The sequence below is a fragment of the Nonlabens dokdonensis genome (assembly GCF_002162835.1).
GTDB classification, from domain to species: domain Bacteria; phylum Bacteroidota; class Bacteroidia; order Flavobacteriales; family Flavobacteriaceae; genus Nonlabens; species Nonlabens dokdonensis_B.
Map to the genome: position 1 here is coordinate 789 of NZ_MAAX01000099.1, position 23,342 is coordinate 24,130.

Genomic DNA, 23,342 nt, shown 5'->3' on the forward strand with positions numbered 1-23,342 from the left:
AGCATTAAGTCCTAGGAAAATCGTTTTCTCTTCCTGATCATTAATGAAGGATGATTGTTCCGCTTTCGCGAAAGCTAACTTATAAGCCATTCCTTGATACACTATCTTGTTTTCTAAACACAACTCTTGAAATGCGTTATAATATAGATGCAACTTTTTCCAAAACCTCAAATATTTAGAAACCATCAATGTGGGATTTTTGCTCAATGCCCAATGATCCATTTCTTTGATACTACCTAAGTAATTAAAAAATTGCTCTGGATCTACCAGATAACGATCCATTTCATTGAAATCTTTAAGAATGGTTGTTGCCCAGCCTATAAACTCATCAAAACTATCTAAATTCTCACCATTTTCTACATTTTTGTATGCTTTATAAAATAACGGTAAAAGATCTAGGTCGTTAACGATTTCGACTTGAGCGAGATATTCAACGTATTCTTCTACACTATAGATTTTAGGTAAAAATATAGGTTGATTAATTCTTTGAGCCAGGCACCTACTAAGAAAGATGCCTACACGTCTGGAAGGGACTACATAACAAACCTTTGTGATTTCTATTTGTTTGTTTTCAAGATCTTGGAGAATGTTTTCTAAAAATGAATTCATCTGGTTAAGATAATTAATAGAATGATTCTATAAGGTCTAATTGGAACAGTTTTACAAATAAAAAAAAGTCCATTTGCATGAGCAAATGGACTTTATAAGCATTGGGTTAGTTAATAATCTTGCTTATCTTTTTGTAATTGTAAACTCAGATCTACGAGATAATTCATATTCTGCAGGTGTACATTTTTTAGCCTTACAGTCTACTACTGGATTTGCTTCTCCACGTCCTGCAGCTGAAAGCCTAGAACCGTCAATTCCTTGAGATTCTACGTACTCAATTATGCTATTAGCACGTCTTTCGGTAAGTGCTAAATTGTAAGAATCAGAACCTCTGATATCTGCATAAGTTTCTGCCATAACCTCTAGAGTAGGGTACTTTTTCATTAAACCTACTAATCGGTCTAATTCAAGCGCCGCATCAGGACGAATGTTAGATTTATCTAGGTCAAAATATATCTTATTAAGAATAATCTTGTCTTCTACGATTTCTGGTTCCGGAGTCATCATAACTTCTACCATAGCAGTTTCTTCTTCAGCAACAGATAGTGTTGCTTCTCCACTTTCATATTTATCTTTAGCTCCTCTTGCTGTAAGCTCAAGATTACAGTCAGTTGTAAACACTGCCATACCATTTGCATCAGTAGTCTGACCTGGCATACTGTTTCCAGCAGCGTCATCTTGTAGAGAAACTATTGCTCCTGATATAGGCATTCCTGTTTCAGAATCTACAGCTTTAACAGTAACTGCAACTTCACAAACTTCGATTCTTTCTACCTGATAGATGTCATCGCCACCTTGTCCACCTTTACGGTTTGAAGACACATAACCTTTACCAGTTGCCTCAGAATAACTAAAACCAAAATCATCTAAAGAACTGTTGATAGGAGCACCCATATTAGTCACCTCACCATCTTTGTATTTAAATACATCAAGACCACCTAGTCCTAGGTGTCCGTTACTTGAAAAGTAAAGTGTTCCATCATCTGCTATATAAGGAAATGAATCGTCACCTGATGTGTTTACAGTAGGACCTAAATTTACAGGATTAGATATTTTACCATTTTTAAGGGTTGCTTTATAAATATCAGTTCCACCTTGTCCTCCTGGCGCTTCACTGGCAAAAAAGATAGCTTTACCATCCTTAGTAATAGATGGGTGTCCTACACCATATTCTTTAGACTCTAAGGATGTTGTAGCAACGTCTCTCCATTCTCCACCTGCGTTGAGAGCTCTATAAATATTCAGTTTGCTCTCTCCATCAGACGCTTTTTCATAATCTCCTTTATAATAATCTACTCTAGTAAAAAACATGTATTTACCATCTGGTGTAATATCTAAAGTACCTTCATGATACTTAGTATTAACTTCACCTTTAAGAAGCTCAGGTTTTCCTACTACACCTGCCTCATCAATAGTTGCCTCATAAATATCTAGGTATGGTTGCTCATTCCATCCATATTTACCTCTATTTTCATTACGAGCACTTGAGAAATATAGCTTATTTCCTACTTTAACGGCAGAGAAATCACTAGCCTCAGTATTAAACTTATCTGCCTTTGTGGTAAACGCATCTTTCATTTCTTGAATTTCCATCAAGTAATTAGGATTAGCTTTGAATTGCTTTGCGCGATCGTCCCCAGGTTTTAAGCTGGCAAACTGAGTCATTATCGTGTTAGAAAGATCATATTTTTCTGAAGCTTTCAAAGATTGTGCATAACGATAAAGCGTTTCAGGCTGTGGATCACGTTTTACGGCTCTAGCATAATTTCTCTCAGCGTTTTTAAAATCACTGTTGTAGAAATAAGAATCTCCTAATCTGGTGTAGACATGCTGAGTTCTTACCCCTTTATTTAAAAGTTTTTCATAAGCTTCAGCCGCATCTACATAACGTAGCTGTTCAAAAAGCTTATCTGCTTTTTCAGTTTTATCGCTTTGTGCTTGCGCCGTCATTGCAACACCAACGAATAATATAAAAAGTATATATAGTTTTTTCATGGTTTGTATTCTTTGCTGTTTTTGAATTAGAAGAAACGAGGTGACTGCATCACTTTACGTGGGAAGTTCAAACCGAACGATAAAAATACCTCGTGAGAACTATTAGACACTACAGAAATGTCAGATACTACGCGGTCATAAGCATAACCTACTTTAATATTATCTGTAACATTCATTCCTATCAGACCACTAAATGAGTCTTCATAACGATAGGAAACTCCTACTTCAAATTTATTGTTAAACAATACATTTGTATTTAAATCAAAACTCACTGGAGAATCAAAAGCTCCCTTAACGAGTACATGTGGCTTTAATTTAATGTTATCTGCCACATCAAAAACATATCCACCTGTAAGGAAATAATGTTGTGTCTCACTTCCAAATTCCAAACCGTTTTCATCGAGGTGCGTACTGTTCAACATATTAGGAACAGAAAATCCTGCATACCAGTTAGAGCCATATAAGAAGGCACCAGCACCTAGGTTAAGATAAGTTTCATTAAGTTCTTCAGAAAATAGTGGATCTCCTGGGACAGTTGTTTGAACAGTGTTCAAGTTTACATCAAAAAATGTAAGACCAGCCTTAAGACCTAATGCAAGAGTAGTTTCTTTACCTACTTGTAGTCTATAAGAGAAGTCACCATAAGTGTTTGTTTCTCCTACTGGACCTATATTATCTGCAATTACAGATAATCCTACACCTAGTCTATCACCTATGGATGTACTACCAGAAAGTGTTATAGTTTCAGGAGCTCCTGTTATACCAGACCACTGCTGTCTATATAGGGCTGTGATATTAAAACCATCTTGAGTACCTGCGTAGGCTGGGTTAATAATGTTTTGATTGTACATGTACTGTGTGTACTGAGGATCTTGCTGTGCATGTACTACACTTGTAGTTGCAAATGTAATAAAGAACCCCATTGCAAGTAATTTTTTCATTCTCACAAGGTTAAATTTTTAGGTTGCGTTAATAATTTTAGATCGCTAAATATAGCACGAATCTATTTATGATTTACCAATTATTTAAGGTAATTCCGCTTTCGCGAAAGCGAAACTGTCAAAAACACTAGAAATCTAGGTGTTACAAAAAGCTTTCTAGAACTGTGAAGATATAAAAAATTTAATCCACATTTGTTTAACATATCCTTAATAGACGAATAGATATGTTTAACGGACAAAGCACTACTAATTCTTTCTAAAGACTGCAAAAACTGGAAAGTGATCGCTGTAACCACCTTTATAGTTTCTACCGACAAATGTGCGGGCTGGCTGACCTCTATATTTTCCTTTCCACTGTCTTAACATGATATCGTCAAAAATATCGGCTTTATGAAAGTATAAAGAGTCTGCAACATCGTTATGTAAACTTTTACTGATTAAGATCTGATCAAATAAATTCCACTTGAACTGGTGGTTTAACGAGCCTCTATGAAAGTTTTTTAAACCAGCTGTAGGGTTTTCAAAACCGTATGGTAATAATCCTTTTTTAATACTATCATTTTCAGGGTCATCATTAAAATCACCTATTATGATGGTATGATGGGAATCTTGAATAGGTAAATCTTCTAAATAACGCTTTCCCTTGACATCAGTTTTATCAATATGGTGTAGTAACTGCCTTGCTACTTCTACTCGTTTTTCATTAGTAGCGTCTACACCGTCACGTCTAGACGGCCAGTGGTTCACATATATATGGACTGGTGTCCCTGCTAGCTTTCCTTTTACATAAAGTATATCTCTCGTAGCGTCGCGCTCGCCTTGCTCATTTTCTAATAATATATGTAATGGCTCAGAATAAGTAGGTACAAAAATTCTGGTATCATATAGTAAAGCGACATCTATTCCTCTTTCATCAGGGCTGTTATAATGTATAAAATCGTAATGGGCTTTTTCTAACTTGGGCTGCTGGATAAGGTCTTTCAGGACTTTCTTATTTTCAACCTCAGCGAGGCCTACTACTGCCGGTAGTTTACCTGTCGCTTCAAAACCTATTTTACTTATAGCTTCACTAATCTTGAGAAGTTTTTTTTCATATCTATTTCGTGTCCAATTTTGACGGCCGAATTCAGTAAAATCCTCATCTAAAATTACATGAGGATCATCTATTACATCAAATAGGTTTTCTACATTATAAAAGGCAACAGTGTGCTGCTCAAAAGCGTGAGGAGATATAGACAATGGTAAAAATTTAGATCTTCAAAAATAAGGGATAAGTCCACAATTACAGTAGAAATAAACTAGCTCACTTAGATTTTAATTTAATTAAACGCTATCAAGAAAATGGAGAGTTCTTTTAATCACTTCTCTGTCAAGCAGGTCGTGTCCTAAATGAGAAGTAAAAAATGATTCCACTTGTTTATTTAGAGCAACCGCAGTTTCTATAGGAACAATTGGGCATATTTTATCATCATAATCATGTATAACTAAAACAGGTTGTTGAACCACTTTTAAAAAGTTCTTGATATTTATTTCATGTGCTGGAATTTCAGTTATTTCTTTATTAATAAAAGCATCCATATTTTCAATAGTCTTATTATTGAGATTCATTATACGCTTAAAGAAATCATATATGGAGTTCATTCCAGCAGGAGCGCCCATTAATATTATGCTATCTACTGGCAATGTCGCATCCCGCATCAAGGCATAGGCAGTAACTAGAGATCCTAAAGAGTGTCCTATTATAGAATGAATATCCCCTTGACTTTTAACTAGGTCTATTAATATCAAACGATAAATTTCTAAATTGAGACTATTTCCTTTGCTACGACCATGACCAGGAGCATCTATTAAATAACAAGAATAGTCTCTAAGATCTAAACTTTCTATCATTTCTCTCCAGCGCTCAGAATTACTTAACCATCCATGTAGAAAAATAAGTTTTTTACTACCGCTGCCGTATTTATAAATAGTCGCCTCGTAATTATGGTAAGACCATTTGCTTTGTACAGCTTTGTTTAAAAAATCATTTCCCTGAGAAGAAATTTCTATTCTTTTTACTTTACATAATAATTTAAAAGCTTGTTTACCATTCCATTTTGGTAGTACATATGCGGTCTTATTTAAAATAAGTGTAAATATTCTTTTCATACTATATACCGATCGGTATCTTTTTGTTTAAAAAAAGTTATATCATTAAACCTTTATTGATCTCCTTTAAATATGCTATACAGTTAGATATTGCATCATTATTGCGCTCTAGCTTACTCATCATTATTCCACCTTCTAATGTGGCGATAAAAACATAGACCATTTGTTCTATATCTGTATCTGATTTAATTTGATTACGACGTTTTGCATTTTCAAAAACTCTACGTAATGATGATTTTAGATTTACTAACATTCCAAAAGATTGCTGTCGCAACACAGGATTTGTATCATCACTTTCTACGGCACTATTCATAAGTGGACAACCTCCTTGATATGGAGGATTTAAAAGGTAATTTTCAAAAAATGTAAAAACCACCTCCATTTTTGATTCATAATTTTTAGCTAGCTTAATTTCTTTACCTAGTAAATCTAACATCGTACGACCTAAACTGCGTAGTGCCTGCTGTTCAAGATCTTCTTTATTATTGAAATGCTTGTAGATAGCACCTTTAGTAAGTCCAGTTGCTTGAGTGATATCACTTAGAGAGGTTGCTTTATACCCTTTAGTGTTGAATAAATTTGCACTTTCTTTAAGTATGGTAGCTTTTGTTTGTTCTGGATTTCTCATTAAGTAAAGATACCGTAAGGTATTTAAACATCAAAATATGATTGTATCGCAATTTATTTAATTACAACCTAGATCTATTCTACTTTGATCATCAGCATTTGGGAAACAATTGCCAGATTTAACAGCATCAGGAATATATCGCAATAACTCTGCGTCGTACAGACTATTTTCTAGAAAATAAACTAAATCAGAAACCTCTTCTTCTGTAAGCTGTATTGATCCCATTTCATCAGCTATATTTGATGATGCATTTTGATCTTGTAATGTCGAACCATTTTTATAACGTATCACCTCTTCAATACTTGAAAAAGTGGAGCCATGCCCATAAAATGCAGCATCTCTTAAATTATATAAAGTAGGTGTTTTAAATTTATAATCGTCTTCTGAGAGTCCAGTAAACCCACCACGACCTCTTTTTATATTTTCAAAATCTACGTTACTCAAGACAACTGCATCAGTAGAGTTATCAAAATGTCCAAAACCGAACGCATGAAACTCTTGATCTTTCAATGCTGGTCCAGTATGACAATTCATACATTGTCCTTTGCCGGCAAACAAAATTGCTCCTTTCTTTTCTCTTTCTGAAAGCGCGTCATAATCTCCATTGAGGTAATACTGCCACGGAGAACGATTTGCTAATAGAGTTCTATTAAAGGCTGCAATGGCTAAAGCTGCGTTTACAGCAGTATATCTTTGAGATTCTATTTGATCTTCAAATGCTTTATTGAAAAGCCACCTGTAACCATTTTGATTTATAAATTCTTCATCTATTTTTAATCTATGTGTTTTTTGACCTACTACACCTTGAATCTCTAGCCCTTGATAGCCTAAATCATTTTCTGGCACACCGCTCAACGCCCATCGCGACTCTGTCCCAGTATTAGGTCCTGTTGCGCCTAGCATTCCGTTCCATAATGCCGTTTCTTGATAAGCAACATTAAGTAGCGTAGGAGGTCTTACTGGTTGTAAATCTACAGAGTCCAGTGGCATATTTAAATCTATTTGCCTTCCTTCTCCAGCAAACCCAAAGCCTGTCCCGCCTTCGCCTATTCCTTGCCTACGTCCAGAATAAAAGCTAGAAGCAACTGGATGGCATGTCGCACAAGAATATGTAGATTCCATCTGACTCATTTTGGGAATTCCACCAGTAGCTGTTTCATGCAACAATAATTGTCCTAGAGCTACTTTGTAAGTATTTAAAGGATTTAATGGGTCTTGCGGTATAGCAGCAAAGTCATCGCTCTCTGGTAAAATAAAAAAAGATTTACCTTGACCGTTTGAATTTTGTTCTAGCAATTCTTCCAGACGAATGTCCAGCTCTGATTTAGCAAATTCGTAAGTATCATTATCCTCACAAGAGGTTAATAATAGAAGAGATACCAGACTTATGAACAGTAATTTTTTTCTCATGATTAAACGCTAAATTAACAAAATTTTTAGGGCTCTGATAGAATTGTAATAAATAATCGATCTACTACTTCTTACCTTTGTTACCAGATGCATTTAAATTATAATTTTAGTAAAAACAATAAACCAGTTCTTCTACTGATTCATGGTTTTTTGGGTAGCATGGAACAATGGCAACAATTAGAATATCTTCTGGACAATAGGTACTCCATTTTAAAAATTGATTTACCTGGTCACGGCACAAGTCCTGAAAGTAATTCACCTTTCACTGCTCCAGATTTCATTGAAAGTTTAAACGCTATTTTAAAGTCAGAACATATAGATCATATTCATATTATGGGACATAGTATGGGTGGATATTTAGGTGCCGCTTTCGCGAAAGCGAATCCTAAAAAAGTCGCATCTCTTACTATGCTTAACAGTATAGCAGGCAAGGATCCTCAAGAAAAAAAACTAATAAGAAACAGAGCAATTGAGCTTATTCAAAAACACAAAACGGCTTATATTAACATGGCTATTAGTAATTTGTTTACTAAAAGCGAGTTAGACACTTATAAAGATGTAATTGATACAATGAGAATAGCAGCACATTCTTTATCAACACAAAGTATTATTAATTCTTTATTGTATATGCGCGATAGAGAAGGTGCTCTGGACGGGCTGAAGGATTGTAATTTGAAGATTAATTATATATATAGTCTGCAAGATCAAATTATTGCACCTAATCTTACTAGGACAGAATGTGATCTTTTAAATATCAAGGGTAAAACAATAAACTGCGGGCACATGAGTTTATTAACAAATCCAGTAAATATTCTATACTGTATGCATTTCAACGAATAATTACGCTTTTAAACATAAGTTATTAACAATTTACATATATTTAGAATCTTAACATTTTAGTAGTATAATTTTCCCCTAAATATAATTACATGTCTAATAGTTTCTCTCCATTAAAATCAGTAGGTTGTTCTATCACAAAGCATAAGTTTAAAACCTCTCGTATAGTAAATGACCGTGTGGAAGAGTTATGTTGCACAAAATGTGGTAAACAAATGACCAAAACCATTTATGGAGATTTTGTGCCACTCAATGACCGCTATGAACAAATAAATAGAGCTCTTAACGATGTAGCTCAAAAAAGAAAAAGAGCTGGACTAATTACAGCTTAACCTTTCTATACTAGTCTTCTTTAAGACTATTCCATCCCATTGCTTTAATTGGGATTTGTTCTCCACCTCTTGTAACTAAGTTCATACCATAAGAAGCATCAACTACATGACCTATTACCGATAAATTTGGGTTTGCCTTAATCTTAGGAAAATGCTCCTGTTTTACCGTAAATAATAGCTCATAATCTTCACCACCGCTCAATGCGATAGTTGTACTATCAAGATTAAACTCTTCACAGGCTGTAATCACTGTAGGGTCTAAAGGTATTTTATCTTCATAAATAGTCATCCCTACATCACTATGCTTACATAAGTGTACAATTTCAGAACTCAACCCATCTGACAAGTCAATCATGCTAGTAGGTTGTACTTCAAGATCATTTAGTAATTTTATTATATCCTTTCTTGCCTCAGGCTTCAATTGTCTTTCTAATAAATAGCTATAGGTTTCTATATCTGGCTGGTTTTGGGGATTTGCCTTAAAAACGGCTTTTTCACGCTCTAATATTTGCAGTCCCATATAAGCTGCACCTATATCTCCAGAGACTACTAATAAGTCTCCGTCACCAGCGCCATTTCTATATACTATTTTATCATCACTCTGTTCTCCTATAGCAGTAACTGAAATTATTAAGCCGCTTCTAGAAGCCGTGGTATCACCACCTATAAGGTCTACACCATAAGTCTTACAAGCTAATCGTATACCGTCATATAATTCTTCTACAGCCTCCACAGGAAAACGATTTGAAATAGCGATAGAAACTGTAACCTGAGTTGCCTTTGCATTCATGGCATACACATCTGATAGGTTAACCATGACAGACTTATAACCTAAATGCTTTAAAGGAACGTAGCTCAAATCAAAATGAACACCTTCCACTAACATGTCAGTGGTTACCACACTGCATTTATCATTTTTGAGAACAGCAGCATCATCACCTATTCCTTTAACCGTAGAATCATGAACAATTTCAAAATTCTTAGTTATAAAATCTATTAAACCAAATTCACCTAAGTTTTCAATAGGCGTGCGTGCCGGATTTTTATCTTCTATCATTTTGCAAAATTACGACGATTTCCACTTTTTCTACAGCAGTTAATAGATGCTTTGATATGATAACGCATAAAGAATTGTTAAACTATAGGTAAACTATATAGAATAATATGTTTTATGAATAGAATCATTCAAGGTTGACAGATCGCTGTTGTATCTTTGTACACATTTTAAACAAGCTATTTTATATGATAAGTGTATCAGAAACTGCAAAGGTGAAACTTGCTCAATTAATGAGCGAGGAAGGCTATACCATAGGTAAAGACTTTGTACGCGTAGGTGTAAAAAGCGGTGGCTGTAGTGGCCTTTCTTATGACCTTAAATTTGATAACCAGTCCGTTGATACTGATAAGGTATTTGAAGCAAATGAGGTCAAAATCGCAGTAGATAAGAAAAGTTTTCTTTATTTAGTCGGGACTACATTAGAGTTTAGCGGCGGATTAAACGGAAAAGGATTTGTTTTTAACAATCCTAATGCACAGAGAACCTGCGGTTGTGGTGAGTCTTTCAGTTTATAGAAAGATTTTATGAATCTCGCTTTCGCGAAAGCGTAATTAAAAAAACTATGTCAAAATATACAGAAGAACAATTAGAAAAAGAACTCAAGGATAAAGAATATGAGTACGGTTTCTATACTGATATCAAATCTGATAAAATTCCGATAGGTCTTAGTGAAGAGGTGATACGCATTATATCTGCAAAGAAAAATGAACCTCAATGGATGCTGGACTGGCGTCTTGAATCTTACCGTATTTTTATGCAAATGGAAGAGCCAGACTGGTCTAACGTGAAGTATGACAAGCCAGACCTTCAGTCTATCTCTTATTACTCTGCACCAAATTCTAAGCCTAAGTACGATAGCCTAGATGAAGTAGATCCTGAATTACTTGAGACTTTTAAGAAATTAGGTATTTCACTAGATGAGCAAAAGAAACTTGCTGGTGTAGCGATGGATATTGTTGTAGACTCTGTATCTGTAGCAACAACATTCAAGGAAACTCTAGCAGAGAAAGGAATTATTTTTTGTCCTATTTCTGAGGCTATACAAGAGCACCCAGAACTAGTTAAAAAATACCTAGGAACTGTTATTCCACAAAAGGATAATTACTATGCAGCCTTAAATAGTGCTGTGTTTTCAGACGGTTCTTTTTGTTACATACCTAAAGGTGTGAAGTGTCCTATGGAACTTTCTACCTACTTCCGTATTAATGAAGGAGGAACAGGTCAGTTTGAGAGAACTCTCGTTATTGCAGATGAAGGTAGTTACGTTTCTTATCTAGAAGGTTGTACTGCTCCTAGTCGTGATGAAAATCAATTGCACGCAGCCTGTGTAGAGTTAATTGCTCTGGATGATGCTGAAATCAAATATTCTACAGTTCAAAACTGGTATCCTGGAAATAGTGAAGGAAAAGGTGGTGTATTTAACTTTGTTACAAAACGAGGGCTTTGCGAGAAAAACTCAAAAATTTCTTGGACTCAAGTAGAAACCGGTAGTGCTGTTACCTGGAAGTATCCTAGCTGTATTCTTAAAGGTGATAACTCTGTAGGAGAATTTTATTCTATTGCGGTTACTAACAACTATCAACAAGCAGATACTGGTACTAAAATGATACACTTAGGTAAAAATACTAAGTCTACCATCATTTCTAAAGGTATAAGCGCAGGTAAATCTCAAAACTCTTACCGTGGTCTAGTTAAGGTAGGCTCACGTGCTACTAATGCTCGCAACTTTTCACAATGTGATAGTTTGCTTATGGGGAATGAATGTGGTGCGCACACTTTTCCTTATATCGAGAACAGCAACAGTACTTCAAAAATAGAGCATGAAGCCACGACAAGTAAGATAGGTGAAGATCAAATATTTTATTGTAATCAACGAGGTATAGATACTGAAAAGGCGATCGCATTAATTGTAAACGGCTTCTCTAAAGAGGTACTGAATAAATTACCGATGGAATTTGCCGTGGAAGCACAAAAACTACTAGAGATAAGCCTTGAAGGCTCAGTAGGATAATATTTTTTAGAAAAAAAATTTGATTATGAAGCAATTATTCTTTTTAAGCTTTTTAGTTTTAAGTCTTATATCATGTAAGAACGATCAAAACTCTTCAAACGATGAAGAAGTAGTTATCAAAAAAATAGAAAAGGAACCACTTGCTGATGGTGAAGAAATTTTTAGAGGTGAGTTTATCTACTATGAAGATACCGCTGTTCTCAACACTAGTAGAGAACTATATGCAGTTAAGGTAGATGAGAAAATGATGGAGCTCGTAGATGTTGCAAAGGCCATCAAAAAATCAGAGTACGATATGGCAAATGTGGTTATACACGGGAAATTAGGACCTAATCCACGTCATCTAGAAACAGGTGATGCCTGGGAACAGATGATTACCATCACAAAAATTATAGAAGTATCTCCAGCCAAAAGTGCTAACGTAATTACAACTGGAAAAACATTAGATATTAAAGAAGTTAAATAACAGATATGTTAAAAATTAAAGATCTTCAAGCAAATATAGAAGGGAAAGAAATCTTAAAAGGTATTAATCTAGAAGTTAATGCTGGTGAAGTTCATGCAATAATGGGACCTAATGGTTCTGGTAAATCTACTCTTGCAAATGTTATTGCAGGCCGTGAAGAATATGAAGTTACTGGTGGAGAAATCTCTCTAGACGGTGAAGATATTGAAGATTTAGATCCAGAAGAAAGAGCGCATCGTGGTGTGTTTTTATCTTTTCAATATCCTGTTGAGATCCCTGGTGTATCGGTAACAAACTTTATGAAAACTGCTATCAATGAGACACGCAAAGCTCAAGGTAAAGATGATATGGCAGCAAAGGACATGTTAAAAATGATACGTGAGAAATCTGAAATGCTAGAAATAGATCGTAAATTTCTTTCACGTTCTCTAAACGAAGGTTTTTCTGGAGGTGAGAAGAAGCGTAATGAGATATTTCAAATGGCAATGCTAGAGCCTAAACTAGCTATTCTAGATGAAACTGATTCTGGTCTAGATATCGACGCTTTACGTATCGTTGCAAATGGTGTTAATAAATTAAAGAATAAGGACAACGCAACAATTGTTATTACTCACTATCAACGACTTCTTGATTATATAGTACCTGATTTTGTACATGTTCTGTATAAGGGGAAAATTGTTAAATCTGGTGGTAAGGAACTGGCTCAAGAACTTGAAAAACGAGGTTACGACTGGATCAAAGAAGAGGTAGAAGCATAGCCTCTATTTTCTCTACAATTACATCCTGTTTATTAATAGAACGATTTAGTTCGCTTTCGCGAAAGCGAAAAAACAAATTATTATGAGTTTTAAAGATCATATTTTATCTTCATTTATTGCCCTTGAAAACGAGGTGGACACAAGTAGTTATGTTCATGAATTGAGAAATCAGGCTATAGGTGAATTTGAAAAACTAGGTGTACCTCAACGCAAGGAAGAGGCGTACAAATACACCTCTTTAAAAGCGCTTTTTAACAAGGATTACTGCCTTTTCCCTAAGAAAGAAACTGCTATTTCCTATAGTGATATAAAGAAATATTTAGTACATCAAATAGACTCTTATAGAGTGATATTCATTGATGGAATTTACAGCTCTCACTTATCTCAAACTACACACGACAAGTTTGACGTATGCTTGATGTCTAGCGCTTTAAGCAATCCTAAATACAGCAATGTTATTAAGGAGTTCTACAATAAACTTGCGGTAAAAGATGGGTTAGTATCACTTAATACTGCGTTTGCAAAAGAAGGAGCTTACATTCATATAGGTAAAAATATAATCGTAGAAAAACCTATTGAAATAGTATATTTCTCTACTGGGAACGAAGCGCAATTAATGACGCAGCCTCGCAACCTTGTTGTAGTAGGTGAAAATTCTCAAGTACAAATTATAGAGAGGCATCAAAGCCTTAATGATAATGCAGTTTTGACTAACAGCGTCTCAGAGATATTTGCTGCAAAGCGCGCACTTGTTGACTGGTACAAAATTCAAAATGATAGGTTAAGTGCATCTCTTATTGATCATACATTTGCTGAGCAAAAAGACAACTCTGAGGTACGCATACATACTTTTTCTTTCGGTGGAAAAATAACGCGCAACAATCTTAATTTTTATCAAAGAGGTGAGCACTGTAACTCAGTCCTAAATGGTGTGACTATTCTAGAAGGCAAGCAACATGTAGATCATTCTACACTGGTACATCACACAGCTCCAAATTGTGAAAGCTTTCAAGAATACAAGCAAATTTTTGATGAGCGTGCAGTAGGTGTATTTAACGGTAAAGTACTGGTAGACAAGATTGCTCAAAAAATTAATGCTTACCAACAAAATAATAATATTCTTATAAGCGATACAGCAACTATAAATGCAAAACCTCAATTAGAGATATTTGCAGATGATGTAAGATGCTCACATGGTTGTACGATAGGGCAACTCGATGAAGATGCTATGTTCTACATGCAAGCAAGAGGAATTCCAAAAAAGGAAGCTCGTGCACTACTTATGTTTGCTTTTGCAAACAGTGTTCTAGAAACGGTTAAAATTCCAGAAATTAAAACTCGCATCACAAAATTAATCGCTATGAAATTAGGTGTCGAAATAGGTTTTGATATGTAACTTCTAGTTTTTTTAATTTAATAAAAAATGCCTCATTTCATTATGAGGCATTTTTTGTATTCTGTAAACTCTAGTTGAGGGATATACTATTCATATTTAGAGGTAGGAAGCGCCATTGCTTGAGAATAATTCTTAGAACGACTCTTTTTATAATCTGCTTTTGCTTTCTCGAGTTGACCTAGTTGTTCATAACAATAACCGCGACTATATTCTGCTTTACCATCCGTAAAAGCATTTGCCTTGATAACTATGGATAGGTTCTTAACTGCCTCTTTATAATTCTTTTGAACTAGATCAATAATTCCTATATTCTGAATAGAAAGGTAGTCATTGGGGTTAGTTTTAAGTATTTCATTAAAGATACCTTTTGCCTTGTCATACTCCTGCGTGGCAAAGTAATTAAATGCTTCTTGATGCTTTGCCTTTACCTCTTTGTCACTTAAATAGGATTTAAATTTAAGTTTATCTAGAACCTCTTTTTTGGCCTCTAGAAGTTTTTGACTGGAAGAATTATAAGCTAGTCCAGTATCTAAAACTTTAAGCATTAACTCACTATCTTTTGTTTTGCTGTAGATCATATTTGATTTAGCTAGCCATTCACTATCGTCTTTCCAGTTCTTATTAGTATATCGATTCATGACACGCATTATATTTACAGTGTCTTTCTCTTTTCTATAAATGGTTTTTAAAATCCTATAGTTGGCTTTAAAAGCTGGGTAATCTTCAAAGACAGATTCAGAATAGTATTTGACACTATCTGCATTTTGATAAATATTCAGATATATTTCTGATTTAAAGGCTTTGACTAGAAAAGCATCCTTATTCAGATTCTGCGAGTTGTTTAATATTTCTAAAGCCTCTTCGTACTTTTTATCCTTAATCGCATAATTTGCTAAATACACATTATTAACAGTACCTACATAACTCAATTCTGGGTAATTCAACCATTGACTCTTTATATCTTGATAAGAATTTTTTAATTTAACATCAGTAAAAAGCGTTTTTCCCATTAAATCATCCCGCATGGTCCTTTGTAATTGATAATTTTTAAGAACTGCATAATTTGAATAGGCACTAACAAGTGAACCTAAAAACATAACTAAAAAGATAGGAAGTATAAACTGTTTATGATCTTTAACATCGGTAGATCGTCCAGGTTTATAAAATGACAGAATGAACACTACTACTATAATAAAATACATTTGTACAGGCGCTCTTTCAAGTGGAAAATTGAGAAGTGCATCCATAGAATAAGCAATGCCGGATAAAAGTAGGGTTAAGTAAATCCATTTGATTTCATTGTCCTTACCATCACGCCAATTCTTGATAAACAAAATTAATGGGAAAATGAACAATGCTAGATAGAGAAGGAATCCTAGAATTCCAGTTTCTGCCAGTTTTTCGATAAAATCATTGTGCGCCCTTCTAGGAGTAATAAATCCCCTTTTTCCTGTAATATTCTGATAATGGCTTTTCTTGCTTGCAGCTTTGTAATTACCATATCCTATACCTAAATATATATTATCTAAGAAATTGTCATAAGCAATAGACCATAATGAAACCCTACCAGCATCTATAGCCTCTGAAGTTTCTACTTCTGGTAAGTCTTCAAGAAGAAAATTATAACTCTTGTCGTTCTTGTATTTTTTGTCAGTATTATATGGTTTTATGGACTGTGTTTGAGTTATGGTAGAAATACTATTAGATTGTTTCTTGTCTATTCTATTAAGGTTAATAACAAGAAGTATAGAAGTTATAGTGAACAAAATAATCATCACTATTTTAAATTTGATTGCTGCTTTAAACCTTATTATAGAATATAAGGAATAGGATATGAAGATAATAGATATTATAAATAGTGATAATAAAGCTGTACGTGAACCTGAAAATACTAGTGCAAAAATCCCCATGAAACTAGCAAAACCTGCAATCAACTTCCATATTTTATCCAAATTAAAAAAGCCATAAAAGGCAAATGGTAATTGCACAACCAGATAGGCAGTATATATATTTATACTAGAGAAATTATGAGGGAAATCTGATATAAATTCTGAGAACCTACCTTTATCATAGTTAGTAAAACTATATGCTAATGCTCTCCATGAAAAATAAATTATAATGAGAGTGACGATTTTACAAACGAATATGAAAAATGTCTTTGGGTTTTGTTTCACAAAAACATACAAACATAATGTCGCAATTATAATGTTCACTAATCGTGCTAGATGAACTAAACCTTCACTAACGTTAATAGCTGTTAGTAAAGAAAGACAGCCCATAACAAAAAACGCTAGATATAGATAAAAGTATAACCTAACATGCTTGGGTAGTACAGAAGAATTAAACTCAACTCTATTTTTAAAAATAAAACCTAAGGATGCGATGTTTATTAGTGAGACATACAACCACTCAGGAGCATCGTAATCCATAGCTCCAAAAAGCGGAGTAAAACCGACTAACAAATAGAGCGAAACAAAAATTTTTGATATTGTAAAAGTAGGCGTAGATGCTATTTTCTTTGGTAATCCTTTACTTTTTGTCATGAATAAATGAGCTATGAATGAAAAATTTCATAATTAACAACACCCATTAAAGTTGAACCACATATAAATGGATGATGATTTTTCTAGACTCGCTTTCGCGAAAGCGAGATCGTAAACAAAATTACTATTATTTTTCTAACATTGTTTCTAGGCATTTTACATGGAGTTTAACGAGGCTAAATGTTTTAATTAATAGCCTAGATCGTACCTTTGCAAGTATGCTAGACATCAAGAAAATAAGGGCAGATTTCCCGATCCTCAACAGAGAAGTAAACGGTCAACCATTGATCTATTTTGATAATGCAGCGACTTCTCAAAAGCCGCAACAAGTGATTGATAAAATTGTGGAGTATTATACGATGTATAATGCAAACATTCATCGTGGCGTGCATGCTTTAAGTCAGGAAGCGACAGATCTTTTTGAACAATCTCGTGAAAAACTAAGAGCGTTTTTTAATATTCCACTAGCAAAACAAGTCATCTTCACTTCTGGAAATACATACTCTATAAATGCTGTTGCCAGTGGCGCACATGTCTTTGTAAAAAAAGGTGATGAAGTAATTGTGAGCGCTGTAGAACACCATTCTAATATCGTTCCATGGCAAATGCTTTGTGAAAGAGTCGATGCCACACTTAAAGTCATTCCAGTTCTTGATAATGGTCAATTGGATATGGATGCATATCATAAATTGCTTAATGATAAAACAGCTTTTGTAGTAGTAAATCATGTTTCTAACGCGCTAGGAGTAACAAATCCAGTAAAGGAAATTATAGATGCTGCTCATGAGTTTGATGCAATGACACTTATAGATGGCGCTCAGTCTTGTGGGCACATGAAGTTAGATCTCCAAGCACTTGATGCTGACTTCTACACCATGTCAGGTCATAAAATGTGCGGCCCTACCGGTATAGGGATTTTATATGGGAAAGAAGAAGCCTTGAACGCTTTGCCTCCATATCAAGGTGGTGGCGAGATGATAGATCAAGTAACCTTTGAAAGAACAACTTACGCAGGTTTACCACATAAATTTGAAGCGGGAACACCTAACATTGCTGGTGGGATCGCTCTAGGTGCTGCCGTAGATTACCTTAATCACATAGGCATGGATAACATCGCAGCTTATGAACATGAGTTGCTGATTTATGGAACAGAACAAATAAAAACTATTCCAGGAGCAACTATTTATGGAGACGTAACTGACAAAGCTGCGGTAATTAGTTTTAATGTAGCAAGTTTACATCCCTATGACATCGGTACAATTGTAGATAAACTAGGAGTTGCTGTAAGAACTGGTCATCACTGCGCACAGCCTGTAATGGAGCGGTTTGAAATCCCTGGAACAATAAGAGCTAGTTTTGCATTTTACAATACTAAAGAAGAAATTGATGTTATGGTACAAGCTTTGCAACGTGCTGTAAATATGTTATCTTAACATATAAATCTTTAAACCGACTTTTATGAAATTAGTAACTATACTTTTCAGCTTATTACTACTTACTGCCACTAAAGAATGTGGAAGTGATAAAACAGCTGATGCAAGCGAAATGAAAAAAGAAATTACTGAAGGAATGAGTGGTAACTACGATGTTACAATGGTAGGTGATAATGACTACTCTGAATATGACATCACCATGAACATAGACATGGGTAAAGAGAATAAAATTTCTGGGAAGTCTGCTTGCAACAACTACTCTGGAAGTTTTAAAAATCCAAAGGAGAATCAAGTAGAAATGGGCATGATGATGAGTACAAAAATGTACTGCAAAGAAACTTCAAAAATAGAAAGTGACTACTTAAATCATCTTTCAAAAGTTGCTTCTGTAAATCCTACTAAGGATGGAATGGAACTTATGAATAAAGAAGGTGAAGTAATAATAGTAGCTGTAAAACAAAAACAATAATGGCAAGTATTCAAGAAATACAAGAAGAAATCGTGGAAGAGTTTTCCATGTTTGACGACTGGATGCAACGTTATGAATACATGATCGATTTAGGTAAAAGTTTACCTCTTATCGATGAAGAATTAAAAACAGAAGATCGCATTATCAAAGGTTGCCAGTCTAAAGTCTGGGTAAATGCAGAACTAGAAAGTGATAAAATAGCCTTTACTGCAGATAGTGATGCTATAATTACTAAAGGAATTATAGCCATTCTAATTAGAGCATGGTCTGGACAGAAACCAGCAGATATTATAGCTGCAAATACTGATTTTATAGATGAGATAGGACTTAAGGAGCACCTTTCTCCTACTCGTGCAAATGGACTCGTTTCCATGATCAAACAATTAAAAATGTATGCAGTAGCATATCAAACTCAAGTAAATTAAGATGGACGAAATCAACGGTCAAGAAATAGGAGAAAAAGTAGTAAGAGTTCTTAAAACCATTTACGATCCAGAAATTCCTGTAGATATATACGAGCTAGGACTCATTTATGATGTTATGGTAAGCACAGATGCAGATGTAAAAATTCTCATGACACTTACCTCACCCAACTGTCCTGTGGCTGAGACATTACCAGTGGAAGTAGAAGAAAAAGTAAAGACACTTAAAGAAGTAAATGATGCAGAGGTTGAGATTACTTTTGATCCACCATGGAATAAAGATTTGATGAGTGAAGAGGCAAAACTAGAACTAGGAATGCTATAAAAATGGCTGAAGAAATTATTAATCGAGTTGCTAATTCTAAATTGAAAACTTTTGATTTAGAAGATTTCTATGTAACAGGAACTCGCTCCACGATAGATATATCACAGTGGTTGCTAGAAGGTATTGTGCTGGTAGAATCTCGCTTTCGCGAAAGCTTAAAAACCACAGACTTCTCGATTTATAAAGATCATTATGTAGCCATAGATTGTAGTACAGACGCCATAATACCGCAATGGGCATGGATGCTTGTGCAAAGTCAGCTTCATGGTATTGCTAAAAAAGTTGTGCTAGGCACTCAAGAGCAACTAGAAACAGAATTGTACAGAGAAGTCATTGTTGGCGTAGATCTAAGCGAGTTTAGAGATGTGCCAGTGATCGTAAAAGGATGTTCTAATAAACCAGTTCCTATCGCTGCATATGCGATGATAACAGATAGGCTACAAAGCGTTGCAAAGTCTATAATGTATGGTGAAGCATGCTCTGCAGTACCTGTATTTAAGAAGAAAAAGCAACTTTCTTAGTCATTATGTCAGCTCAAATTATTGAAATTGCCGTGGCACATTCCTTGAAAGCAATATCACTTATTTCGAGGATGATCTCGTAATTACAAGAAACTCTATTTATGTCATTTTTCGGCTATATCGCTATATTTTTTGTTCTTAGATGGATATATAGTGCATTTTTTAATGATAGCAATTCACAGCAAAGAAGAACTTATTCTGGTGGAAACCCATATCAACGTAGTACGAGCGTTTCCCCAGAAGATTTTGAACTACACTTATTATCACTAACCTCTTTAATCATTAAAGCTGATGGTAAGGTCACTCAAAAAGAACTGGACTATGTGCGACAATATTTTGTAAGCTCTTATGGAAAAGAAAGAGCAAACGCCATTTTTAAAGTTTTTAATGAAGTAGTCAAAAAACGAGAAGTAAGCGCATCAAGAATATGTAATTATCTTAACGCACGTACTCGTTATGAGTCTCGATTACAAATTCTACATTTTCTATTTGGTATCGCTCAAGCAGATGGTCATGTAAGTGATCCTGAAGTTAGAATAATTCAGCAAATTGCCAGTCATTTAAGGCTTACAGAGCGAGATTTTATCTCTATTAAAGCAATGTTTGTAAAGGATCAAGATAATGCCTACAAGATCCTTGAAATTGATAAATCTGTACCAGATCATGAAGTAAAGAAAGCCTACCGAACTATGGCCAAAAAATACCATCCTGATAAACTAATGGACATGGATGAAGCTTACAGAAAAGGTGCTGAAGAAAAGTTTACCAAAGTTCAAGAGGCTTATGAAACGGTGCGCAAAGAGCGCGGAATGAGCTAGACGCACACAATAATCAATTATGCAAGATATAATAAACCCATATTTAAAGGGACAAGTACTTCTTATAGATAAACCACTAGAATGGTCTTCATTTCAAGTAGTAAATAAACTACGCTGGTTGATTAGAAAAGAGTATAAAATAAAAAAGATTAAGGTAGGACATGCAGGAACTTTAGATCCTTTGGCAAGCGGTTTATTAATTATTTGTACCGGCAAGGAAACGAAGAATATTACCACCTATCAAGCTCAAGAAAAGGAATATACCGGAACGATTACTCTAGGAGCAACGACACCTAGTTATGATCTAGAAACTGAGGTAGATAAAACTTTCCCGCTGGATGACTTAACCGAAGATTTGATACGTAACACAACTGCTCAATTTACTGGAGAAATACAGCAAAAGCCACCTATTTTCTCAGCAATTAAAAAAGATGGTAAAAGACTTTATGAGCTAGCAAGAGCCGGAGAAACTACTGAAATAAAATCTCGCACAGTCACTATTCATGATTTTGAAATTACAAGAATTGAACTTCCAGAGATAGATTTTAAAATCTCTTGCAGTAAAGGAACTTACATCAGGTCTATTGCGCATGATTTTGGCGCTGCATTGAATAACGGAGGTCATTTAAGCGCTTTGAGAAGAACTGCAATCGGTAATTACCGAGTAGAAAATGCAATGAGTATAGAAAGCTTTGAAGAGTTAGTAAAATCAGACTCTAAAAAAGTATAGTTTAATTAGAAATTAAATTTTACAGGGATACTTAAACTATCTACTACCGGAACGGTAAAATTGATAGCGCCTTTACCTACATTTATAGATCCATCGTATTTAACATCTACTTTCTGACTGGCTAAAATTTGTAAAGCGGCTCCTAAAACACCTTTTCCCTTCTCACCATAAATGTCCTTAGGATTTACAGAAGCTCTTATAGGAAAATCAAATTCAGAATTTGCAGGCATTTCCACATTTTCATTTTGATCAATAATAGCCGATTTCTTCCCATTCAGATAAACGTCAAAGTCTGCTTCTTTTAAATTAAGACCAACACTATTGGGATTATAAAGTACGCAAGTAGCCACTATTTCTAGCTTTGTGCCAGAAACTTTCTCTAGCTCTGCATCCTTGATTTCTACAAAAACGATATCATCATAAGGATTTTCACATGCTGAGAAACCGATTAAAACAAGCAGTAGTAGAAGCTTTTTCATGAAATATTGTTTCGGCAAATATAAAAGCTAATGTTTAAGAAACTAGGTTTAATACAATTGTCGTCCCATATTCTATGGATACTTCTGATTTAAAAAACACCTCTTTTCCATCCTTTAATCCTAAAATTAAAAAATCCTTTCCTTGATAAAAGGACTGCTTTACCTCAACTTCAAATCCAGATATGGCTCGCTCTAACTGATGCGGATATACAATTAGATCATGTTCTTTCCTCAGCCACTCTTTTGGGATGTCATTTACTTCATCAAATAGCGATGCTGTATATAAACTCTTAGGCTTTGAATAAACCTCATGAGTTGCTCTATAATCTATTATTTCACCCTTTCTCATGATGATCGTTTTATGACAAAATGATAACACATCATCGCGATCATGTGTAGCAACTAGACAGCTTATATTATTCTTAGTGAGATAATCAAAAAGTCGTCTACGTAAAGCGTTTTTCCTAAAATTATCGATATGGGAAAAAGGCTCATCAAGAAGTAGTAGTTTTGGTTCCTGCGCCAGTGCTTTTGCTATAGCTACTCGTTGTTTTTGACCACCAGAAAGTGTTTTTACTTTTCTTTCCTTAAAATCACTCATGTCCACTACCTCTAGCAACTCTTCAATACGCATTTCACGATCATCGATTTGAATAGAAAGATGTTCTCCCACGTTTTCAAACACTGTGGTAAAAGGCATTAAATCAAATTCTTGCGGCACGTATTTCATCATGGGGTGCCCAGGTACTAAATGATGATCAGCTCCTAGCAGTTCTTCACCTTCCCATTTTAAACTGCCTTTTTGCGATTGTAATAAACCATAAATAACGTCTAGCAATGTGCTTTTCCCGCAGCCGCTTTCTCCTATGACAGCAGCGTGAGTGCCCTGCTCTAGTTTTAAAGAAATATTTTTTAAGGTTTCCGCTTTCGCGAAAGCGAAACTAATATCAAACAACTCTAACATAATACAAAGGTAGCGAGTGAAAGACTGGTGTATCCTTAAAATGTTACGAA

24 protein-coding genes and 1 pseudogene are annotated in these 23,342 nt (G+C 34.8%); 14 read left to right on the forward strand and 11 right to left on the reverse strand.

Going from position 1 to position 23,342, the window contains the following annotated elements; translation table 11 throughout:
* The 7 genes and pseudogenes from A9Q93_RS06175 to A9Q93_RS06205 all read right to left on the reverse strand — a co-directional run.
* Nucleotides 1-609 (reverse strand): annotated as a pseudogene (locus A9Q93_RS06175) (PD-(D/E)XK nuclease family protein); the annotation flags it as partial.
* 123 nt (nucleotides 610-732) lie between these two features.
* Nucleotides 733-2,604 carry an OmpA family protein gene (locus tag A9Q93_RS06180; RefSeq protein WP_303686510.1) on the reverse strand — a complete coding sequence of 624 codons (1,872 nt, stop codon included), beginning with the start codon at nucleotides 2,602-2,604 and terminating at the stop codon, nucleotides 733-735.
* A gap of 26 nt (nucleotides 2,605-2,630) precedes the next feature.
* Nucleotides 2,631-3,545 (reverse strand): type IX secretion system membrane protein PorP/SprF, encoded by a 915-nt coding sequence (locus A9Q93_RS06185; RefSeq protein WP_303686511.1) that lies wholly within the window; start codon nucleotides 3,543-3,545, stop codon nucleotides 2,631-2,633.
* A 246-nt stretch (nucleotides 3,546-3,791) separates the two neighbouring features.
* On the reverse strand, nucleotides 3,792-4,784 hold the full coding sequence (locus A9Q93_RS06190) for an endonuclease/exonuclease/phosphatase (RefSeq protein WP_303686512.1): 993 nt from the start codon (nucleotides 4,782-4,784) through the stop codon (nucleotides 3,792-3,794).
* A gap of 84 nt (nucleotides 4,785-4,868) precedes the next feature.
* Nucleotides 4,869-5,693: an alpha/beta hydrolase gene (locus tag A9Q93_RS06195; RefSeq protein WP_303686513.1), complete on the reverse strand. Its 825-nt coding sequence runs from the start codon at nucleotides 5,691-5,693 to the stop codon at nucleotides 4,869-4,871.
* 37 nt (nucleotides 5,694-5,730) lie between these two features.
* Nucleotides 5,731-6,321 carry a TetR/AcrR family transcriptional regulator gene (locus A9Q93_RS06200; protein ID WP_303686514.1) on the reverse strand — a complete coding sequence of 197 codons (591 nt, stop codon included), beginning with the start codon at nucleotides 6,319-6,321 and terminating at the stop codon, nucleotides 5,731-5,733.
* A 57-nt stretch (nucleotides 6,322-6,378) separates the two neighbouring features.
* Complete coding sequence (locus A9Q93_RS06205) at nucleotides 6,379-7,731, reverse strand: cytochrome-c peroxidase (protein WP_303686515.1); 1,353 nt, start codon at nucleotides 7,729-7,731, stop codon at nucleotides 6,379-6,381.
* An 87-nt stretch (nucleotides 7,732-7,818) separates the two neighbouring features.
* Between A9Q93_RS06205 and A9Q93_RS06210 the strand changes: the two genes are divergently transcribed.
* A complete protein-coding gene (locus A9Q93_RS06210; RefSeq protein WP_303686516.1) occupies nucleotides 7,819-8,571 on the forward strand; it encodes an alpha/beta hydrolase in 753 nt (250 codons plus the stop codon).
* Nucleotides 8,572-8,660: 89 nt separating this feature from the next.
* Entirely contained in the window at nucleotides 8,661-8,900 is a 240-nt protein-coding gene (locus tag A9Q93_RS06215; protein WP_303686517.1) for a hypothetical protein, read from the forward strand.
* A 10-nt stretch (nucleotides 8,901-8,910) separates the two neighbouring features.
* On the opposite strand, the gene thiL is transcribed toward A9Q93_RS06215, so the two are convergent.
* Nucleotides 8,911-9,957, reverse strand: coding sequence for a thiamine-phosphate kinase (gene thiL / locus A9Q93_RS06220; RefSeq protein ID WP_303686518.1), 1,047 nt, complete (start codon nucleotides 9,955-9,957; stop codon nucleotides 8,911-8,913).
* A 185-nt stretch (nucleotides 9,958-10,142) separates the two neighbouring features.
* Here thiL and A9Q93_RS06225 point away from each other — a divergent pair, with 185 nt between their 5' ends.
* The 5 genes from A9Q93_RS06225 to sufD all read left to right on the forward strand — a co-directional run bounded on the left by A9Q93_RS06225 (nucleotide 10,143) and on the right by sufD (nucleotide 14,588).
* On the forward strand, nucleotides 10,143-10,472 hold the full coding sequence (locus tag A9Q93_RS06225; RefSeq protein WP_303686519.1) for an iron-sulfur cluster assembly accessory protein: 330 nt from the start codon (nucleotides 10,143-10,145) through the stop codon (nucleotides 10,470-10,472).
* 47 nt (nucleotides 10,473-10,519) lie between these two features.
* Nucleotides 10,520-11,968: a Fe-S cluster assembly protein SufB gene (sufB, locus tag A9Q93_RS06230; RefSeq protein WP_303686520.1), complete on the forward strand. Its 1,449-nt coding sequence runs from the start codon at nucleotides 10,520-10,522 to the stop codon at nucleotides 11,966-11,968.
* Between the two features lie 25 nt (nucleotides 11,969-11,993).
* On the forward strand, nucleotides 11,994-12,434 hold the full coding sequence (locus A9Q93_RS06235) for a component of SufBCD complex (RefSeq protein WP_303686521.1): 441 nt from the start codon (nucleotides 11,994-11,996) through the stop codon (nucleotides 12,432-12,434).
* A 5-nt stretch (nucleotides 12,435-12,439) separates the two neighbouring features.
* Complete coding sequence (gene sufC / locus A9Q93_RS06240) at nucleotides 12,440-13,192, forward strand: Fe-S cluster assembly ATPase SufC (RefSeq protein WP_303686522.1); 753 nt, start codon at nucleotides 12,440-12,442, stop codon at nucleotides 13,190-13,192.
* An 82-nt stretch (nucleotides 13,193-13,274) separates the two neighbouring features.
* A complete protein-coding gene (gene sufD, locus A9Q93_RS06245; protein WP_303686523.1) occupies nucleotides 13,275-14,588 on the forward strand; it encodes a Fe-S cluster assembly protein SufD in 1,314 nt (437 codons plus the stop codon).
* Between the two features lie 86 nt (nucleotides 14,589-14,674).
* Here sufD and A9Q93_RS06250 read toward each other — a convergent pair whose 3' ends face one another.
* A complete protein-coding gene (locus A9Q93_RS06250; protein WP_303686524.1) occupies nucleotides 14,675-17,131 on the reverse strand; it encodes an O-antigen ligase family protein in 2,457 nt (818 codons plus the stop codon).
* Nucleotides 17,132-17,349: 218 nt separating this feature from the next.
* Here A9Q93_RS06250 and A9Q93_RS06255 point away from each other — a divergent pair, with 218 nt between their 5' ends.
* The 7 genes from A9Q93_RS06255 (at nucleotide 17,350) to truB (ending at nucleotide 21,849) form a co-directional block, all read left to right on the forward strand.
* Complete coding sequence (locus tag A9Q93_RS06255) at nucleotides 17,350-18,564, forward strand: aminotransferase class V-fold PLP-dependent enzyme (RefSeq protein ID WP_303686538.1); 1,215 nt, start codon at nucleotides 17,350-17,352, stop codon at nucleotides 18,562-18,564.
* Nucleotides 18,565-18,589: 25 nt separating this feature from the next.
* Nucleotides 18,590-19,033, forward strand: a complete 444-nt coding sequence (locus tag A9Q93_RS06260; protein WP_303686525.1) for an META domain-containing protein — start codon at nucleotides 18,590-18,592, stop codon at nucleotides 19,031-19,033.
* Nucleotides 19,033-19,458, forward strand: coding sequence for a SufE family protein (locus tag A9Q93_RS06265; protein WP_303686526.1), 426 nt, complete (start codon nucleotides 19,033-19,035; stop codon nucleotides 19,456-19,458). The genes A9Q93_RS06260 and A9Q93_RS06265 overlap by 1 nt, the downstream gene beginning before the upstream one ends.
* A gap of 1 nt (nucleotide 19,459) precedes the next feature.
* The gene (locus tag A9Q93_RS06270; RefSeq protein WP_303686527.1) at nucleotides 19,460-19,780 is read left to right on the forward strand and encodes an iron-sulfur cluster assembly protein; all 321 of its coding nucleotides are present in this window, start codon (nucleotides 19,460-19,462) and stop codon (nucleotides 19,778-19,780) included.
* A gap of 2 nt (nucleotides 19,781-19,782) precedes the next feature.
* Nucleotides 19,783-20,301 carry a DUF2480 family protein gene (locus A9Q93_RS06275; RefSeq protein WP_303686528.1) on the forward strand — a complete coding sequence of 173 codons (519 nt, stop codon included), beginning with the start codon at nucleotides 19,783-19,785 and terminating at the stop codon, nucleotides 20,299-20,301.
* Nucleotides 20,302-20,402: 101 nt separating this feature from the next.
* Nucleotides 20,403-21,119, forward strand: a complete 717-nt coding sequence (locus A9Q93_RS06280; protein WP_303686529.1) for a molecular chaperone DjiA — start codon at nucleotides 20,403-20,405, stop codon at nucleotides 21,117-21,119.
* A 19-nt stretch (nucleotides 21,120-21,138) separates the two neighbouring features.
* A complete protein-coding gene (gene truB, locus A9Q93_RS06285) occupies nucleotides 21,139-21,849 on the forward strand; it encodes a tRNA pseudouridine(55) synthase TruB (RefSeq protein ID WP_303686530.1) in 711 nt (236 codons plus the stop codon).
* 5 nt (nucleotides 21,850-21,854) lie between these two features.
* On the opposite strand, the gene A9Q93_RS06290 is transcribed toward truB, so the two are convergent.
* Both A9Q93_RS06290 and A9Q93_RS06295 read right to left on the reverse strand, forming a co-directional pair.
* Entirely contained in the window at nucleotides 21,855-22,328 is a 474-nt protein-coding gene (locus tag A9Q93_RS06290; protein WP_303686531.1) for an LEA type 2 family protein, read from the reverse strand.
* A gap of 34 nt (nucleotides 22,329-22,362) precedes the next feature.
* Nucleotides 22,363-23,292, reverse strand: a complete 930-nt coding sequence (locus tag A9Q93_RS06295) for an ABC transporter ATP-binding protein (protein WP_303686532.1) — start codon at nucleotides 23,290-23,292, stop codon at nucleotides 22,363-22,365.
* Nucleotides 23,293-23,342 lie beyond the last annotated feature (50 nt).

Excerpts from the sequence above, each read along its gene's own strand:
- A9Q93_RS06180 (WP_303686510.1), bottom strand. The coding sequence starts at position 2,604 with ATGAAAAAACTATATATACTTTTTATATTATTCGTTGGTGTTGCAATG.
- A9Q93_RS06185 (WP_303686511.1), bottom strand. The coding sequence starts at position 3,545 with ATGAAAAAATTACTTGCAATGGGGTTCTTTATTACATTTGCAACTACA.
- A9Q93_RS06195 (WP_303686513.1), bottom strand. The coding sequence starts at position 5,693 with ATGAAAAGAATATTTACACTTATTTTAAATAAGACCGCATATGTACTA.
- A9Q93_RS06200 (WP_303686514.1), bottom strand. The coding sequence starts at position 6,321 with ATGAGAAATCCAGAACAAACAAAAGCTACCATACTTAAAGAAAGTGCA.
- A9Q93_RS06205 (WP_303686515.1), bottom strand. The coding sequence starts at position 7,731 with ATGAGAAAAAAATTACTGTTCATAAGTCTGGTATCTCTTCTATTATTA.
- A9Q93_RS06210 (WP_303686516.1), top strand. The coding sequence starts at position 7,819 with ATGCATTTAAATTATAATTTTAGTAAAAACAATAAACCAGTTCTTCTA.
- A9Q93_RS06215 (WP_303686517.1), top strand. The coding sequence starts at position 8,661 with ATGTCTAATAGTTTCTCTCCATTAAAATCAGTAGGTTGTTCTATCACA.
- thiL (WP_303686518.1), bottom strand. The coding sequence starts at position 9,957 with ATGATAGAAGATAAAAATCCGGCACGCACGCCTATTGAAAACTTAGGT.
- A9Q93_RS06225 (WP_303686519.1), top strand. The coding sequence starts at position 10,143 with ATGATAAGTGTATCAGAAACTGCAAAGGTGAAACTTGCTCAATTAATG.
- sufB (WP_303686520.1), top strand. The coding sequence starts at position 10,520 with ATGTCAAAATATACAGAAGAACAATTAGAAAAAGAACTCAAGGATAAA.
- A9Q93_RS06235 (WP_303686521.1), top strand. The coding sequence starts at position 11,994 with ATGAAGCAATTATTCTTTTTAAGCTTTTTAGTTTTAAGTCTTATATCA.
- sufC (WP_303686522.1), top strand. The coding sequence starts at position 12,440 with ATGTTAAAAATTAAAGATCTTCAAGCAAATATAGAAGGGAAAGAAATC.
- sufD (WP_303686523.1), top strand. The coding sequence starts at position 13,275 with ATGAGTTTTAAAGATCATATTTTATCTTCATTTATTGCCCTTGAAAAC.
- A9Q93_RS06250 (WP_303686524.1), bottom strand. The coding sequence starts at position 17,131 with ATGACAAAAAGTAAAGGATTACCAAAGAAAATAGCATCTACGCCTACT.
- A9Q93_RS06255 (WP_303686538.1), top strand. The coding sequence starts at position 17,350 with ATGCTAGACATCAAGAAAATAAGGGCAGATTTCCCGATCCTCAACAGA.
- A9Q93_RS06260 (WP_303686525.1), top strand. The coding sequence starts at position 18,590 with ATGAAATTAGTAACTATACTTTTCAGCTTATTACTACTTACTGCCACT.
- A9Q93_RS06265 (WP_303686526.1), top strand. The coding sequence starts at position 19,033 with ATGGCAAGTATTCAAGAAATACAAGAAGAAATCGTGGAAGAGTTTTCC.
- A9Q93_RS06270 (WP_303686527.1), top strand. The coding sequence starts at position 19,460 with ATGGACGAAATCAACGGTCAAGAAATAGGAGAAAAAGTAGTAAGAGTT.
- A9Q93_RS06275 (WP_303686528.1), top strand. The coding sequence starts at position 19,783 with ATGGCTGAAGAAATTATTAATCGAGTTGCTAATTCTAAATTGAAAACT.
- A9Q93_RS06280 (WP_303686529.1), top strand. The coding sequence starts at position 20,403 with ATGTCATTTTTCGGCTATATCGCTATATTTTTTGTTCTTAGATGGATA.
- truB (WP_303686530.1), top strand. The coding sequence starts at position 21,139 with ATGCAAGATATAATAAACCCATATTTAAAGGGACAAGTACTTCTTATA.
- A9Q93_RS06290 (WP_303686531.1), bottom strand. The coding sequence starts at position 22,328 with ATGAAAAAGCTTCTACTACTGCTTGTTTTAATCGGTTTCTCAGCATGT.
- A9Q93_RS06295 (WP_303686532.1), bottom strand. The coding sequence starts at position 23,292 with ATGTTAGAGTTGTTTGATATTAGTTTCGCTTTCGCGAAAGCGGAAACC.